We start from the raw sequence: 15642 nt of genomic DNA on the forward strand, positions 1-15642 counted from the left end.
CATACTAAGGCCAAAACAAACGATGCAAGGAGGTGAAGCAGGATGGCGAGAAGACGCAGACGCTATATCGTCCCCGGCGCGGAGCAGGCGATGCAGCATTTCAAAGCCGAGGTGATGAAGCAGGAAGGCTATGTCGTCAATCCGGCGCAGCCGGATGAGGTCAAGTACGAGGTTGCCGCCAAGCTGGGCATCCCTCTCAAGCAAGGCGACAACGGCGACCTGACTACCGAGAAGGCCGGCCATATCGGCGGCCGGATCGGCGGCTCGATGGTGCGCGAGATGGTGAGGCTGGCCCAGGAAGGACTGGCGCGCAGGACGTAGGGGCTCTCTAGGATGTGTTTGCAAACCCGCTCAGGGGCATCTTGGACCTGCCTTTCCGTCATCTGCGGCGGAGCGCTGCGCATCAATTCACGACGAGCGACACAGCAATGCACAATTCGCCATAGCGTAAATAAGGGAGATGGCCGATGGCCATCTCCCTTATCATTTATAAGACACGTTTCGCCGGGTCAGACCCGCCGCAGACGCTTCTTATTTTTTGAAGTTTTTCAGGTTGTAGAACGCCGAAGCGCCAGCGTAGATCGCCGTCGAGCCCAGTTGATCCTCGATGCGGAGCAATTGGTTGTACTTCGCGACGCGGTCGGTACGGGAAGGCGCGCCTGTTTTGATCTGACCTGCGTTGGTCGCTACCGCGATGTCGGCAATCGTGCTGTCCTCGCTCTCGCCGGAACGGTGAGAGATAACAGCCGTGTAGCCTGCGCGCTTCGCCATCTCGATGGCGTCGAATGTCTCGGTCAGCGAGCCGATTTGGTTCACTTTGACGAGGATCGAGTTGCCTACGCCCTGGTCGATGCCTTTGGACAGACGCTCGGTGTTGGTGACGAACAGGTCGTCGCCCACGAGTTGGACTTTGCCGCCCAGCTTGTCCGTCAGCAGCTTCCAACCTTCCCAGTCGTCCTCGGCGCAGCCGTCTTCGATGGTCAGGATCGGGTACTTGTCGACCAGGCCAGCCAGGTAATCTACGAACTCAGCCGACGTGAACGAACGGCCTTCGCCTTCGAGGTGGTACTTGCCATCCTTGAAGAACTCGGTAGACGCCACGTCCATGCCCAGGTAGATGTCTTCGCCCGGCTTGTAGCCTGCGCGCTCGATGGCGGAGATGATCGTGGTGATCGCCTCTTCGTTGGAGCCCAGGTTCGGCGCGAAGCCGCCTTCGTCGCCTACTGCGGTGTTGAGGCCTTTTTCCTGGAGGACAGCCTTCAGGTTATGGAAGATCTCAGCGCCGATACGGAGCGCTTCCTTGAAGCTCTCTGCGCCTACAGGCAGCACCATGAACTCTTGCACGTCGATGTTGTTGTCGGCATGCTCGCCGCCATTGACGATGTTCATCATCGGTACAGGCAGCGTCTTCGCGTTGAAGCCGCCCAGGTACGTGTACAGCGTCACGTCCAGCGCGTCGGCTGCTGCGCGAGCGACAGCCATCGATACGGCCAGGATCGCGTTTGCGCCCAGCTTGCCTTTGTTCGGCGTGCCGTCCAGCTCGATCATCGCGCGGTCGATCGCTACTTGATCCAGCGCGTCGAGGCCGATGATTTCAGGAGCGATGATCGTGTTGACGTTCTCGACAGCCTTCAGGACGCCTTTGCCGAGGTAACGGGACTTGTCGCCGTCACGCAGCTCGACCGCTTCGAATGCGCCTGTGGATGCGCCGGATGGTACGATTGCACGGCCTTTGCCGCCGGACTCGAGCGCTACTTCTACTTCAACAGTCGGGTTGCCGCGGGAGTCCAGTACTTCGCGTGCATATACATCAGTAATGATAGACATGTAACTTGAACACTCCTTTTAGGTTGGTTGTCTGCTCTATTATACCTTCTATCGACCCTGCTCCGCAAAAAGGTTTAGCCGCGCTTGATCAGCGTCGTGCCTGTCATCTCTGTCGGCTTGGCCAGTCCCATCAGATCGAGCATCGTCGGCGCCAGATCGGCCAGGATGCCGTCCTCGCGCAGCTGCGCCGAGCTGTCGGTGACGATGACCGGCACCGGGTTCGTCGTGTGCGCCGTGAACGGACGGTTGATGTCGTCCAGTACCAGATCGGCATTGCCGTGGTCAGCTGTGATGATCGCGACGCCGCCCTTGGCGAGGATCGCTTCGACGACTTGCCCCATGCACTCGTCCGTCACCTCGACCGCCTTGATCGTCGGTTCCAGCATGCCGGAGTGGCCGACCATGTCCGGGTTGGCGAAGTTCAGGATGATGACGTCATGATTGTCCGCCTCGATCTCCTTGACCGCTGCGGCAGCCACCTCGTACGCGCTCATCTCCGGCTTCAGATCATAGGTCGCGACCTTCGGCGAATTGATCAGGATACGCGTCTCGCCCGGCAGCTCGACATCGCGGCCGCCGCTGAAGAAGAAGGTCACATGCGGGTATTTCTCGGTCTCGGCGATCCGCAGCTGCCGCTTGCCCTGCTGCACCAGCACCTCGCCCAGCGTGTTGTCCAGGTTCTTTGGCGCGTAGGCGACATAGCCCCCTACCGTCTCGGAGAACAACGTCAGGCAGACGAAGTACAGGTTCTGCGGGAAGCGCTCGCCGCGATCGAAGTCGCGGAAGTCGCTGTTGGTGAACACGTTGGACAGCTGGATCGCCCGGTCGGGACGGAAGTTGAAGAAGATGACCGAGTCCTCCGACTCCACCAGACCGACCGGCTGGCCGTCTGCGCCTACGATGACCGATGGCTCGACGAACTCGTCGAACACCGACTTCTCATACGACTCGACGACTGCTCGCACCGGATCGGTGTAGGCCGGGCCTTCGCCGTAGACCATCGCGCGGTACGACTTCTCCACGCGGTCCCAGCGCTTGTCGCGGTCCATCGCGTAGTAGCGGCCTTGCACCGTCGCGACCTGGCCCACGCCCAGATCGGAGATCTTGGCCTGCAGCGCCTCCAGATAGCCGCGCGCGCTGTCCGGCGCGACGTCTCGGCCGTCGAGGAAGCAGTGGATGTACACATCGTGCAGCTGCTCCTGCTTCGCCAGCTCCAGGAGGGCGAACAGATGCGCGATATGGCTATGCACGCCGCCATCGGAGAGCAGTCCGTACAGATGCAGCTTCTTGCCGTTCTGCTTGGCATGACGGACCGCGCCCAGCAGCGTCTCGTTGGCGAAAAACTCGCCGTCGCGGATCGACTTGGTGATACGAGTCAGATCCTGGTAGACGATGCGGCCCGCGCCGATATTCAGATGGCCGACCTCGGAGTTGCCCATCTGGCCCTCTGGCAGTCCCACGGCCTCGCCGCAAGCCGTCAGCGTCGCGTGCGGGAAGGTCGCCAGATAACGGTCATAATTAGGCTTCTTCGCTTGCGCTACCGCATTGCCATGCGTCTCGCCGCGCAGACCGAAGCCGTCCATGATAATCAGTGCAACCGGTCCTGTCACAGCCATCTTACTTGGCCCCCTCGATCAGTTGGATATACGAAGCCGGCTCCAGGCTGGCGCCGCCGACGAGCGCGCCGTCGATGTTCGCTTGGCCCATGTACTCGGCGATGTTGCCCGGCTTTACGCTGCCGCCGTATTGGATGCGGACTGCATCTGCAGTCGGTGCATCGTACAGATCGGCGATGACGCTGCGGATGTAGGCGATGACATCCTCGGCATCGGCAGAAGTCGACGATTTGCCCGTTCCGATTGCCCAGATCGGTTCATAAGCTACGACCACCTGTGCCGCTTGCTCTGCGCTCAGACCCTTGAAGGCTTCCGTCGTCTGCACCTTGCAGACCTCCTTCGTCTGATCCGCTTCACGCTCTTCCAGCTTCTCGCCTACGCAGACGATCGGCAGCAGGTCATGCTTGAATGCAGCATGGACCTTCTTGTTGACGATCTCGTCGGTCTCGCCGAAGTACGCGCGACGCTCAGAGTGGCCCAGGATAACATACTTCACGCCCAGCTCCTTCAGCATGACGCCGCTGATTTCGCCGGTATATGCGCCATTGTCCTCGAAGTGGACATTTTGCGCGCCGATGGCGATGGTTGTGCCTTGCGCAGCCTCGACCAGCGCTGGCAGCGCGATATATGGCGCGCAGATGACGCTCTCGACGCCGTCGATCTCCGCTTTGCCTTTCACGTCCGCGAAGAATGCCTTCGCTTCGGAGATGGTTTTGAACATTTTCCAGTTGCCTGCAATGATAGGTTGTCTCACTGTCTGTTCACGTCCTCTCGTAAGTCTCGTCGCCGCCTTAAGCGGCGCTTCCGGCTTGCCGTCGACAAGGCTTCGACGCTTGGCCTCTTCCCTGTTGTTCGCGCCTCGACATACGGCAGCCACTTCCTTGACGTTCAGCCACTCTGACTTTAGTCTCCTACTTGTCGTTCAGCGCCTCGACGCCTGGCAGCTTTTTGCCTTCCATGAACTCCAGCGAAGCGCCGCCGCCTGTGGAGATATGGTCCATGCGGTCGGCCAGACCGAACTTCTCCGCCGCTGCCGCCGAGTCGCCGCCGCCGATGACCGTGTAGCCCTCGGTCTCAGCGCAAGCTTGCGCTACCGCGCGTGTGCCGTGGGAGAACGGCTCGATCTCGAATACGCCCATCGGTCCGTTCCAGACGACCAGCTTCGAGTTTTTGATCACCTCGGCATACTGCTCGCGCGTCTTCGGTCCGATGTCGATGCCTTCCCAGTCGGCCGGGATGCCGTCGACGTCGACTTCGCGAGTATTGGCGTCCGCGCTAAAGTCGTCGGTGACGATAATGTCGACTGGCAGGAGGAAGTTTTTGCCCAGCTCCTTCGCCTTGTCGATGAATTCTTTAGCCAGGTCGAGCTTCGAGTTGTCGACCAGCGACTTGCCGATCTCATGGCCTTGCGCCTTGAAGAACGTATAGGACAGGCCGCCGCCGATCAGCACGTTGTCGGCGATCTCCAGCATTTTGTTGATGACATCGATCTTGTCTTTTACCTTGGAGCCGCCTACGATGGCCGTGAACGGACGATCCGGGTTCGACAGCGCCTTGCCCAGCACCGACAGCTCCTTCTCCATCAGCAGACCGGAGACCGCTGGCAGGTAAGCAGCGATACCTGCTGTCGAAGCGTGTGCGCGGTGAGCAGCGCCGAACGCGTCATTCACGTACAGGTCAGCCAGCTCAGCCAATTGCTTCGCGAACTCGGCGTCGTTTTTCTCCTCGCCCGCGTTGAAGCGCAGGTTCTCGAGCAGCAGCACATCGCCTGCTTGCAGCTTCTCGGCTTGCGCCTTCACTGCTTCGCCGACCGTCTCGTCGGCTTTGGCTACCGGCTTGCCGAGCAGCTCGGACAGGCGTTCTGCGGCCACATTCAGGCGCAGCTCCTCGACCACTTCGCCGTTCGGGCGACCCATGTGGCTAGCGAGGATGACCGAAGCGCCGTTTTCGATCAAGTAGTTGATCGTTGGCAGCGTCTCGCGGATGCGCGTGTCGTCTGTAATTTTACCATGTTCCACAGGCACATTAAAATCCACGCGGACGAAAACGCGTTTTCCTTGCACCTCTACGTCTTTCACACTCTTCTTGTTCATCGTGACGCCTCCTTCAAGGTATGTGCCCAAGCCTCTAACTAACAGTAGCCCCGAATTTGCGACGGGCAAACCGGGACTACGACTGGTTTCCCCGAGGGGAACCTCTTACTCAATAAGGTTCTCTCGGAGAACCCACCATGCTTTTGCTCTTATCGGAACAGGTTCTCTCGGAGAACCCACCATGCACTTAGGAGCCAGGTCCCCGAAAGGGGGCCTAGGCTTTGCTCTAGGAGCCAGGTCTCGAAGAGACCGAAGCTTTGCTCTTGGGGCCAGCCCTCGAAGAGGGCGAAGCCTTGCTCTTGGGGCCGTCCTCGGAGAGGACCGGGCCTTGCTTTTCCGCTTTGCGCCGTACAGGAGCGTGTCCCGCAGGGACGTCAAACGGCTTGTTCCTCATAAGTAACCGTCGATCCTGAAGCCCGGCAGTCCCCTCTGGGTTACTTTCGGGGGTCCAGGGGGCGACGCCCCATGGGCCCCCCTTTAGGATAAAGGGGGGTTGGGGGGATTAGATACCTTTAGCTGCAATATAAGCAGCCAGATCAACAACGCGGTTCGAGTAGCCCCACTCGTTGTCGTACCAGGAAACAACCTTCACCATGTTGCCTTCAACAACCATCGTCGACAGCGCGTCGATCGTCGAGGAAGCAGGGTCGCCGTTGTAGTCGCTCGATACGAGCGGCTCGTCGGAGTAGTTGAGGATGCCTTTCAGCGGGCCGTCTGCAGCTTCTTTCAGCGCAGCGTTCACTTCTTCAACGGTAACGTTCGATTTCACTTCAGCAACCAGGTCAGTAACGGATACGTTAGGCGTAGGTACACGCATAGCCATACCGTTCAGCTTGCCTTTCAGCTCAGGCAGTACCAGGGATACCGCTTTGGCAGCGCCAGTCGAGGACGGGATGATGTTCTCGGCGGCAGCGCGCGCGCGACGCAGGTCCTTGTGAGGCACGTCAAGCACGGATTGGTCGTTCGTGTAGGAGTGGATCGTAGTCATCATGCCTTTGACGATGCCGAACTTGTCGTTGAGGACTTTGGCGAACGGCGCCAGGCAGTTAGTTGTACAAGAAGCGTTGGAGATGATGGTATGTGCAGATGGGTCGTATTTGTCTTCGTTCACGCCCATAACGATGGTGATGTCTTCGTTCGTAGCTGGAGCGGAGATGATAACTTTCTTCGCGCCGCCTTTCAGGTGAAGCTCAGCCTTTTCTTTGGCTGTGAAAATTCCAGTGGACTCAACAACGATGTCCACGCCATACTCGCCCCAAGGCAGGTTGCCAGGATCGCGCTCGGCGAACACTTTGATTTCTACGCCGTCTACGATCAGCGCGCCTTCTTTGGCTTCTACTTTAGCGTCAAGCGTGCCGTGAGTTGTATCGTATTTCAACAGATGGGCCAGCGTGCTTGTATTCGTCAGGTCGTTGACAGCGACGATTTGCACGTCGGGGTTGTTCAGCGCTGCGCGGAATACGTTGCGGCCGATGCGGCCAAATCCATTAATACCTACTTTAACCATTGTTTTTGCCTCCTAGAATTGTTGTAGTGGTCATGCTATATCTTAAGATGCCGCAACTGCAAAATATAGTCGACAACATCATGATATCCTCATCTTTACCCGTTATCCCTGCGATCAAAAAAATCACTTCGGACGGCTCTCCATCAAACGGACGATTTCCTCTGCCGCCGCTTCATCCGTGACCAGCACATCGTCATGGCCAAAATGCATCACGGCGGCGATCGCCTCTCCCTTGCTGCGGCCGCCCGCGATGCCGATGACGACCTCCGTCGACTGGATGTCCTCCAGCCGCAGTCCTGCGGTCTTCATACGGTGAACCACCTGGCCGTGCCGGTCAAAATAAAAGCCAAACGCCTCGGCCAGCGCCCCTTCCTCCTGCAACGCAGCCGTAACCGCCTCGTCTACCTTGCGTCGCCGCGCCATCACCATCGCGTCGCCGATGCCATGCACGACGACCCGGGAGCTGCGGACGACCTCGACGATCTCACGGATATTGGGCTCCTGCATGAGCGAGGTGTAGGCATCGTCGCTCAGATGGTCCGGCACGTGGAGCAGCCGGTACTGCGCGCCCGTGCGCTTCGCCATCGTCGAGACGATCGTGTTGGCCTGATAGTCCAGACTCTCGCCGAGGCCGCCCCTGGCCGGCACGAAGCGGATGCCGCGCAGCGGAGTAGGCGACACCAGGTGATTGGCCACATGCGCCATCGTCGTGCCGCCGGTGACCGCGATCACGTCGCCTGGCTGCATGTACTTCAGCATCGCCTGGCTGCCCGCGCGGCCCAGCTCGCGCTTGGCCTGCTCCGAGCTATCTGCATCGCCTGGGACGATCGTCACTTGCCGCAAGCCGAAGTAAGCGCGGATGCGCTCCTCCAGCTCCGAGAGGCCGAACAGCTCGCTGACGATCGGCTCGATCTCTTCGACCAACTGCCGACCGGCTTCGCTGACGCGCACGCCCGAAGCCTGCACATCGAGCAGACCAAGCGCCTTCAGCTCATCGATCTCGGCCCGCATCGTCCGTTCGCTCATCTGGAGCGAGCCGGCCAGCGCGCGCCGGCCGATCGTCTCCGATTGCTTCACCTGCTGGAGGATGGAGTATCGTTTACGGAAGATATCCAACATGTCCGGCAGAAGCTGCTGCTGCAATTCGATGATTTTGCGCATCTTGCATCTTCACTCCTGTGGCCCCGGCCGTGGCTGCATCTGCCACAACGCTCTCCGGATGGACGTTTTTCGTCCCGGCGTATCATTTTTAGTCCCACTGTTATTGTAACGAATATTCCTCCCGCATGCAAGACCTGACATGAGATTCCATTCCTATTTTTGCCCTGCCTGTCCGATTTATGGCGCGTTCAACGTTGACTCGCAGGGGGCCCTGATCCTTGCGACTTGTCTGAATAATCTTATTTCAAGCCAAGCCCTTGCTTTTTAAAGCGTTATCCAATATAATAAGTCTCGCTATCCTCGTTATGAGGAAGCTGATAATGTAATGCTATGCGCCCGTGGTCCAATGGATATGACGTAGGCCTCCGGAGCCTGAGATCGAGGTTCGATTCCTCGCGGGCGCGCCATTTACCTTCATTATTTTCACCGAAGATGACCGCAAGGTCTTTTTTTTATGATTGGTTTGACTATCTTTGACTTTTGATTCGCGATGGATTATGATAAGACTATTCAAGATCATCACCACTTAATGTTTGGAGGGAGCTCGATTGGATATGAATTTCGTGCCTATGGTTATTGAACAGAGCAATCGCGGGGAGCGCGCCTATGATATCTACTCCCGTCTGCTGAAGGATCGCATCATCTTCCTCGGCAGCGGCGTCAACGATGTCGTCGCCAACTCCATCATCGCTCAGATGCTATTCCTGGCTGCAGATGATCCCGAGAAGGATATCAGCCTGTACATCAACTCCCCGGGCGGGTCGATCACGGCCGGCATGGCGATCTTCGATACGATGCAATACATCAAGCCCGATGTCTCCACGATCTGCGTAGGGATGGCCGCATCGATGGGCGCCTTCCTGCTTACAGCCGGCGCCAAGGGCAAGCGCTACGCGCTGCCGAACAGCGAAGTGATGATCCATCAGCCGCTGGGCGGCGCCGAAGGGCAAGCCAGCGATATCGAGATCCGCGCCAAGCGCATCCTCAAGATGCGGGACAAACTGAACCACATCCTCGCCGATCGTACTGGCCAGCCGCTGGAGCGCATCGAGAAGGACACAGACCGCGACTACTTCATGAGCGCCGAGGAAGCGCAGAAGTACGGCCTCGTCGACAAAGTTATCGAACGCATCTAATTCCTTCGCCGGATGCCTGGCGAATGTCGCGAGCCCCGCACCCCAAGTGCGGGGCTCGCTTTTGCCCAAAAACTGACCAATCCAATACCACATTAGTATAGATCTGTCAACAAAAATTCAAACCTTTGAATTACGGAAGACGCACTATCCATTTCATGGTAAGATGATTTACAAGCAAACCTCCCATAATCATACAACTCTAGGCTTGTTTTTGAAACCATTAAATGGAGTGCATATTCATGAGAATCTCGAATCCTTTTCTTACGATGCGCAACTTTATAAAGTCCAGCGAACCGTATGCTCCGCATGCCGCCACGGCATCGGTGGATTCGTCGGTTCGTTTTATTCCCGAGCGACAGGTGGATGCAACCACTGCCGGCTTTAAGGACAAGACCCTGCTCCTGAAGCCGCTCAATGACAAGCATCTGCTGGAAGTGTACCGCGAAGCCAAGGCGATGCGCCTGTCCGACGATTTCATCCGTCTGATCGAGCACGCACTGGACCAGCGGGGAATATTGCGCCAAGAGTTGCAACAGCAGCGCTAACGGCACACGCATACGTAATACAGAGAAGCTGTTCCTTATGGCGTCAACGCCGGAGGAGCAGCTTTTTTTGTCGCTTACGCTTACGCCTGTTCACCCGCCTGTCACTGTCGACACAACGCTCGGCGCACTCCCATCGATCCTTCGATCCGCAGCCCGCCGTCCTGCCCGAAGAGGCATACCCTGCTCGTTCACCCGAGCTTTGGTATGCCTCATGTACGCCTATGCTATTCAGATACTCGCCCACGCTCCGCTATCCGAGTCGAACTGCAAAAAAGCTCCTCAAGGGAGCCCTTCACGCGATGCCTGCACGGCAGCTCTGAGGGCTGCCTATTGGTTCTCCAGCTCTTCCTTGCTCACTAGTGTGACTAAAGCGGTTACAGCTTGTTCTGCGTCCGAACCTTCCGCACTAATGTGAACTTCGGTACCCGAGCTGATCGCTAAGCTCATAATCCCCATAATGGATTTGGCATTCACTTTTTTGTCGTCTTTCTCCACAAATACTTCCGAAGAGAACTTATTCGCTTCTTGCACGAAAAGCGCTGCCGGTCTAGCATGGAGACCTGTCTTCAATCGAACGACCACCGGATGCCTTGTCATTAAAACCATACCCCCTATAACATATTGCAAACCTAATTAAGTAATTGGCATTGTTGGATATTGCAAAATACCTAGTTTCAAGCCTTTTCTCACTATTATAGCATTATAACACTGTTCGCACTAGGTTGAAAAGTTTAGCCGTTTCTTATTTTTTCAGCGAGCTCGTCGAGCTTGCGCAGACGGTGGTTCACCCCGGATTTGCTCACCTTGCCTCCTAGCAAATCGCCGACCTCCTTGAGGTTGACATCTGGATGCTGGAGCCTAATGCGAGCCACCTCCTGCAGCTTCTCAGGCAAGCTCTCAAGCCCCATCTCCCGCTCGATGAGCCGGATATTGTCGATCTGCCGGACAGCGGCTCCGATCGTTTTATTCAGGTTTGCCGTCTCGCAGTTAACGATCCGATTGACCGAGTTGCGCATATCGCGCATGATCCGCACATCCTCGAACTTGAACAGCGCCTGATGCGCGCCGATCATGTTGAGCAGCTCGATGATCTTCTCGCCTTCCTTAATATAGAAGATGAAGCCCTTCTTGCGCTCGATACAGCGGGCATTAAGGCGGAAGCGGTTGGCCAGCCGGACCATCGCCTGGCAGTGCTCCTCGTACATGCAGGCGATCTCCAGATGATAAGACGAGCCCTCCGGATTGTTGACGGAGCCTCCAGCCAGAAAGGCGCCCCGCAGATAGGCCCGCTTGCAGCAGGATTTGCGGATCATTTCCTTGTCGATGCCCTGGTTGAAGACGAACCCCTCCGAGACGATGCTCAGCTCCTGGAGGATCTCCTGGGCCCGCAGCGGCACGCGGACGATATAGACGTTGTTCTTCTTCAACCGCATCTTCTTGCGCACCAGCAGCTCGGTATGCACGGCAAACAGCTTCTTGATCAGCGTATAGATCCGTCTTGCGATTGCGGCGTTCTCCGTGGACACATCGAGGATAACCTTGCGATTGGCCACATTGACCGATCCGTTCATCCGGATGAGCGCAGACAGCTCGGCTTTCTCGCAGCAGTCGTCCGCCTCCACCATGGTCAGTTCTTTTTTGGTTTGAGCCGCAAAGGACAAGCTTCTCACCTCTTTCGTAACGTCCAGCCTTCGACAAGCTGATGGATATGATGACTGAGCCTGGCCGCGTCATGGCGCAGATAGGTATGAGAGTAGACGAGCCGATCGGCAATCACCTTGTATCCCTCGCGCCGCACATCGTCGAGATCCAGCTTCACTGGCTTGGCGCCCTGTTCGGCGTAGCGATGCTGGATGTCCTGCGGGATGTCGCTATTGTTGACGATCACATAGTCGAACAGATGGTGACCGACATGGTCGCGCACAGCTGCCAGATGATCGTTGACGCTGTATCCGTCCGTCTCCCCGGGCTGGGTCATGACGTTGCAGACGAACAGCTTGATCGCATTGGATTCCTCGATCGTCTGCGCTAGCCGCGGCACGAGCAGATTGGGCAGGATGCTTGTGTACAGACTGCCGGGTCCGACCAGGATCGCATCGGCCTCGCGCAGCGCCTGTACGGCGTCCTCGAGCGGCTCGACATCGGGCGGCTCCAGATAGATGCGCTCGATCCGCTTGTTCGCCTTCGTAATCGCCGACTCGCCTGTCACATACGTGCCGTCGCTCATGAGCGCCCGCAGGACGATCGCCTGATCCGCTGCCGGCAGCACTCGCCCGCGCACCGCCAGCACACGGCTAAGCTCGCGGATGCCCGAGACGAAGTCGCCCGAGATGTCCGTCAATGCCGCTAGCATCAGGTTGCCCAAGGAATGTCCAGCCAATCCGGCCCCATTCTGGAACCGATAGTTCAGCATCTCCTCGAGCAGCGGCTCGACGTCGGCGAGCGCGCTGAGCACATTGCGGATATCACCCGGCGGCGGGATCTGCAGCTCCTGGCGCAGGATGCCCGAGCTGCCGCCGTCATCGCCCACTGTAACAATGGCTGTGATATCGAGCGGTTTTTCTTTTAGTCCCCGCAGCATGACGGACAGACCGGTGCCACCGCCGATGACGACGATGCGCGGATTGGCTTTTGCCTTCGGTTGGGGAGCCAAACGCTTCACCTCGCTAGCTCTTAATGTCGGTCTCGTTCGGCATCGCGATGGCTGACCCGCACCACCTCGGTCTCGCTGCTGCCGAGCATCCGCCCCAGGTATTCGGCGATCGCTACCGAGCGGTGCTTGCCGCCCGTGCAGCCGATGCCGATGACGACCTGGCTCTTGCCTTCCTTGTTGTAGAGCGGAATCAGATAATTCAGCATATCCAGCAGCTTGACGAGAAATGTCTGTGTCTCCGGCCATTTCATCACATAGTCATACACTTCGGCATGCTGCCCCGTATTGGGACGCAAGTGATCGACATAATGCGGATTGGGCAGGAAGCGCACATCAAAGATCAGATCCGCATCGATGGGCACGCCATACTTGAATCCGAACGAGGTGACATTGATCGAGATGCTCGGCTGCTCATGGTTCGTAAACCGCGAGATGATGCGGTCCTTCAACTGGGCCGGCTTCAGGCTGCTCGTATCGATAACCTGCGTCGCCCAGCCCTTCAGATCCTCCAGGAGACGGCGTTCCATACGGATGCCCTCGAGCGGCAAGCCGCCCTCCGCCAACGGATGGCGACGACGGCTCTCCTTGTAACGCTGGACCAGCACACTGTCCGTCGCATCCAGGAACAGGATCTCATAACCGATCGTATAATGGTCTTTAATATAATTCAGCGATTCGGACAATGCCGTAAAAAACTCACGGCCGCGCAGGTCGATGACGAGCGCTACCTTGCCGATCTTGCCCTTGGAGGACTCGATCAGTTCGGCGAACTTCGGGATCAGCACCGGAGGCAGATTGTCGACGCAGAAAAAACCGAGGTCCTCCAAGCTCTGGACCGCGATCGTCTTGCCCGCGCCAGACATCCCCGTGATGATGAGCAGTTTGGCCATGGATTCGCTTGTCATTGGTTCATTCCTCCTGCCGATGCGCCTGCGGCCCTCCTAATCGACCTCAGCCAGGGCCGCAGCACGCCGCATTACCTTGCGATTAAGCCTGCAGCGCCGACGACGCCGGCATTGTTGCCCAGTACAGCCGGGACGATCTCTACGCCTTCACGAGCCCGCGGCTGCGCCTGCTCGGCATAGACCTCGCGGATCTGATCGAACAGGTAGTCCCCGGCTTTGGAGACGCCGCCGCCGACGATAAATCGTTGCGGATTGAGCACGACCGCAACCGTCGCCATCGATTTGCCCAGGTAGTAGGCAGCACGGTTGACGATACGGATCGCTACCTCGTCGCCTGCCTTCGCCGCATCGACGACATCCTTGGCCATGATGTTCTCGACGCTGCTCAGCGATGTGCGGTCTCCGCGCGCAACCGCATCCTTAGCCATCCGGATGATCCCGGTCGCTGAGGAGACCGTCTCCAGGCAGCCCAGCTTGCCGCAGCCGCATTGGATCGCCTCGACATCCGGCACGATGTTGATGTGGCCCAGCTCCCCGGCCATTCCATTGAAGCCTTCGACGACGCGCCCGCCGACGATGATGCCGCCGCCGACGCCGGTGCCGAGCGTGTAGCAGACGAGATTGGACACGCCCTTGCCCGCTCCCGACCATGCTTCTCCGAGCGCCGCGACATTGGCATCATTGTTGAGCTCGACCGGCTTGCCAGTCTTCTCTTGCATGATCGCCTTCACGTGCACATTGCGCAGATCCAGATTGGCCGAGAAGGTGACGATACCGTTCGGAATATCGAGGAAGCCGGCGATGCCGACGCCGATCCCTTGCACATCATCCCAGCTGTACGAGGATTGATCGACGATCGCCCGCGCATAAGCCGCCATATTGTTCAGGATCGCTTCCGAGCCTTCGCCCGTCGGTCCTTCATACGTTTTCAGGAGCGTTCCTTCTTCGTTGCAGATACCGGTCTTGATCGTGGTGCCGCCGACATCGACGCCCACATAAATCTTCTCTGACATGAGATTAGGCCACCTCTATCAATTCATATTCGTAATCGTACATGAACAGCCCGATTAGGCTTCTGTACCCACTATAAGCCAGCGAAGCCCTTCGGTCAAGAAACCGCGCCCGCTCCGACTCTCCCGCTACGACAAAAGGGGCGGAGCCGCTCGTGCAACGGCGAATCCGCCCCTTCGGTAGGCTGAGGGTTAGAGCGATTGGCTCCAGTCGTGGACCATGCTGCCCTCGAGGAATTTCTCGCAATCGAGCGCCGCCATACAGCCGCTGCCGGCTGCCGTGATCGCTTGACGATACTTGTGATCCTGCACGTCGCCGCATGCGAAGATGCCCGGTACGTTCGTCTCTGTCGTGCCTGGCTTGACGACGAGATAACCGGTCTCGTCCGTCTCCAGCTGCCCTTCGAGGAACTTGGTGTTCGGCGTATGGCCGATCGCTACGAACAAGCCGTTCGTCTCGATCGCTTCCTCCTCGCCCGTCTCGTTGTTGCGGACCTTCAGGGCAGTCACGCCGAGCGGCCCCGCATCGACTTCCAGCGGCGTCCGGTTGAGCTGCCAGGTGATCTTCGGATTCTCGCGGGCCCGGTCTTGCATGATCTTGGACGCCCGCATCTCATCGCGTCGATGGACGAGCACGACCTCAGAGGCGAAGCGCGTCAGGAAGTTCGCTTCCTCCATCGCCGAGTCGCCGCCGCCGACGACGACGATTTTTTTGCCGCGGAAGAAAAATCCGTCGCAGGTCGCGCAGGTGCTGACGCCGCGACCAACATTATCGCGCTCGCCGGGGATGCCGAGATATTTAGCCGATGCGCCCGTCGAGATGATCAGCGTTTCCGCCTGCAGCTCGCCATGCCCCTCCACCTGGAGAGTGAACGGACGCTTCGAGGTGTCGACCTTATTGACCCAGCCGGTTTTGAACTCGGCGCCGAAGCGCTCCGCCTGCTTGCGCATATTGGCCATCAACTCGGGGCCCATGATGCCGTCAGGGAAGCCTGGGAAGTTCTCGACCTCCGTCGTGGTCGTCAGCTGGCCGCCGGGCTCGGGTCCTTCGATGATGAGCGGATTGAGGTTGGCGCGCGCCAAGTAGATCGCCGCCGTCAGGCCTGCGGGGCCTGTGCCGATGATGATGGATTTGTACATGTCTGATGACCTCCTGACGTTGTCGTATTGCGTCCTGCGAAGGGGCCGC

15 protein-coding genes and 1 tRNA gene are annotated in these 15642 nt (G+C 58.3%); 4 read left to right on the forward strand and 12 right to left on the reverse strand.

The window, feature by feature from the left end; all coding sequences use genetic code 11:
* The first annotated feature begins 42 nt into the window (after nt 1-42).
* Entirely contained in the window at nt 43-321 is a 279-nt protein-coding gene (locus PA598K_RS02765; protein WP_128655388.1) for an alpha/beta-type small acid-soluble spore protein, read from the forward strand.
* 210 nt (nt 322-531) lie between these two features.
* On the opposite strand, the gene eno is transcribed toward PA598K_RS02765, so the two are convergent.
* The 6 genes from eno to PA598K_RS02795 all read right to left on the reverse strand — a co-directional run bounded on the left by eno (nt 532) and on the right by PA598K_RS02795 (nt 8204).
* Nucleotides 532-1827, reverse strand: coding sequence for a phosphopyruvate hydratase (gene eno / locus PA598K_RS02770; RefSeq protein WP_128655389.1), 1296 nt, complete (start codon nt 1825-1827; stop codon nt 532-534).
* Between the two features lie 74 nt (nt 1828-1901).
* Nucleotides 1902-3443 carry a 2,3-bisphosphoglycerate-independent phosphoglycerate mutase gene (gene gpmI, locus PA598K_RS02775; RefSeq protein WP_128655390.1) on the reverse strand — a complete coding sequence of 514 codons (1542 nt, stop codon included), beginning with the start codon at nt 3441-3443 and terminating at the stop codon, nt 1902-1904.
* A 1-nt stretch (nt 3444) separates the two neighbouring features.
* Entirely contained in the window at nt 3445-4197 is a 753-nt protein-coding gene (gene tpiA / locus PA598K_RS02780; protein ID WP_128655391.1) for a triose-phosphate isomerase, read from the reverse strand.
* A 157-nt stretch (nt 4198-4354) separates the two neighbouring features.
* Nucleotides 4355-5536 carry a phosphoglycerate kinase gene (locus PA598K_RS02785; protein ID WP_128655392.1) on the reverse strand — a complete coding sequence of 394 codons (1182 nt, stop codon included), beginning with the start codon at nt 5534-5536 and terminating at the stop codon, nt 4355-4357.
* A 502-nt stretch (nt 5537-6038) separates the two neighbouring features.
* Nucleotides 6039-7043, reverse strand: a complete 1005-nt coding sequence (gene gap, locus PA598K_RS02790; RefSeq protein WP_128655393.1) for a type I glyceraldehyde-3-phosphate dehydrogenase — start codon at nt 7041-7043, stop codon at nt 6039-6041.
* A 123-nt stretch (nt 7044-7166) separates the two neighbouring features.
* Complete coding sequence (locus tag PA598K_RS02795) at nt 7167-8204, reverse strand: sugar-binding transcriptional regulator (protein WP_128655394.1); 1038 nt, start codon at nt 8202-8204, stop codon at nt 7167-7169.
* 332 nt (nt 8205-8536) lie between these two features.
* On the opposite strand from PA598K_RS02795, the gene PA598K_RS02800 reads away from it, so the two are divergent.
* The 3 genes from PA598K_RS02800 (at nt 8537) to sda (ending at nt 9885) form a co-directional block, all read left to right on the forward strand.
* Nucleotides 8537-8611: transfer RNA gene (locus tag PA598K_RS02800), tRNA-Arg, on the forward strand.
* Nucleotides 8612-8758: 147 nt separating this feature from the next.
* Nucleotides 8759-9340 carry an ATP-dependent Clp endopeptidase proteolytic subunit ClpP gene (gene clpP, locus PA598K_RS02805; protein ID WP_185601475.1) on the forward strand — a complete coding sequence of 194 codons (582 nt, stop codon included), beginning with the start codon at nt 8759-8761 and terminating at the stop codon, nt 9338-9340.
* 239 nt (nt 9341-9579) lie between these two features.
* On the forward strand, nt 9580-9885 hold the full coding sequence (gene sda, locus PA598K_RS37690) for a sporulation histidine kinase inhibitor Sda (protein WP_260405236.1): 306 nt from the start codon (nt 9580-9582) through the stop codon (nt 9883-9885).
* Between the two features lie 327 nt (nt 9886-10212).
* Here the strand turns inward: sda and PA598K_RS02815 are convergent, their stop codons facing one another.
* The 6 genes from PA598K_RS02815 to trxB form a co-directional block, all read right to left on the reverse strand.
* Nucleotides 10213-10482, reverse strand: a complete 270-nt coding sequence (locus PA598K_RS02815) for an HPr family phosphocarrier protein (RefSeq protein ID WP_020621082.1) — start codon at nt 10480-10482, stop codon at nt 10213-10215.
* 134 nt (nt 10483-10616) lie between these two features.
* Nucleotides 10617-11546 (reverse strand): DNA-binding protein WhiA, encoded by a 930-nt coding sequence (whiA, locus tag PA598K_RS02820; RefSeq protein WP_128655396.1) that lies wholly within the window; start codon nt 11544-11546, stop codon nt 10617-10619.
* A gap of 5 nt (nt 11547-11551) precedes the next feature.
* Nucleotides 11552-12538 (reverse strand): gluconeogenesis factor YvcK family protein, encoded by a 987-nt coding sequence (locus PA598K_RS02825; protein ID WP_128655419.1) that lies wholly within the window; start codon nt 12536-12538, stop codon nt 11552-11554.
* A 20-nt stretch (nt 12539-12558) separates the two neighbouring features.
* On the reverse strand, nt 12559-13443 hold the full coding sequence (gene rapZ, locus PA598K_RS02830; RefSeq protein ID WP_128655397.1) for an RNase adapter RapZ: 885 nt from the start codon (nt 13441-13443) through the stop codon (nt 12559-12561).
* A gap of 71 nt (nt 13444-13514) precedes the next feature.
* Nucleotides 13515-14456, reverse strand: a complete 942-nt coding sequence (locus PA598K_RS02835) for an ROK family glucokinase (protein WP_128655398.1) — start codon at nt 14454-14456, stop codon at nt 13515-13517.
* 189 nt (nt 14457-14645) lie between these two features.
* Nucleotides 14646-15593: a thioredoxin-disulfide reductase gene (gene trxB / locus PA598K_RS02840; RefSeq protein ID WP_128655399.1), complete on the reverse strand. Its 948-nt coding sequence runs from the start codon at nt 15591-15593 to the stop codon at nt 14646-14648.
* Nucleotides 15594-15642: the final 49 nt, after the last annotated feature.

Origin of the sequence: Paenibacillus sp. 598K, from assembly GCF_003851045.1 — a bacterium.
In the GTDB taxonomy this organism is placed as follows: domain Bacteria; phylum Bacillota; class Bacilli; order Paenibacillales; family Paenibacillaceae; genus Paenibacillus_D.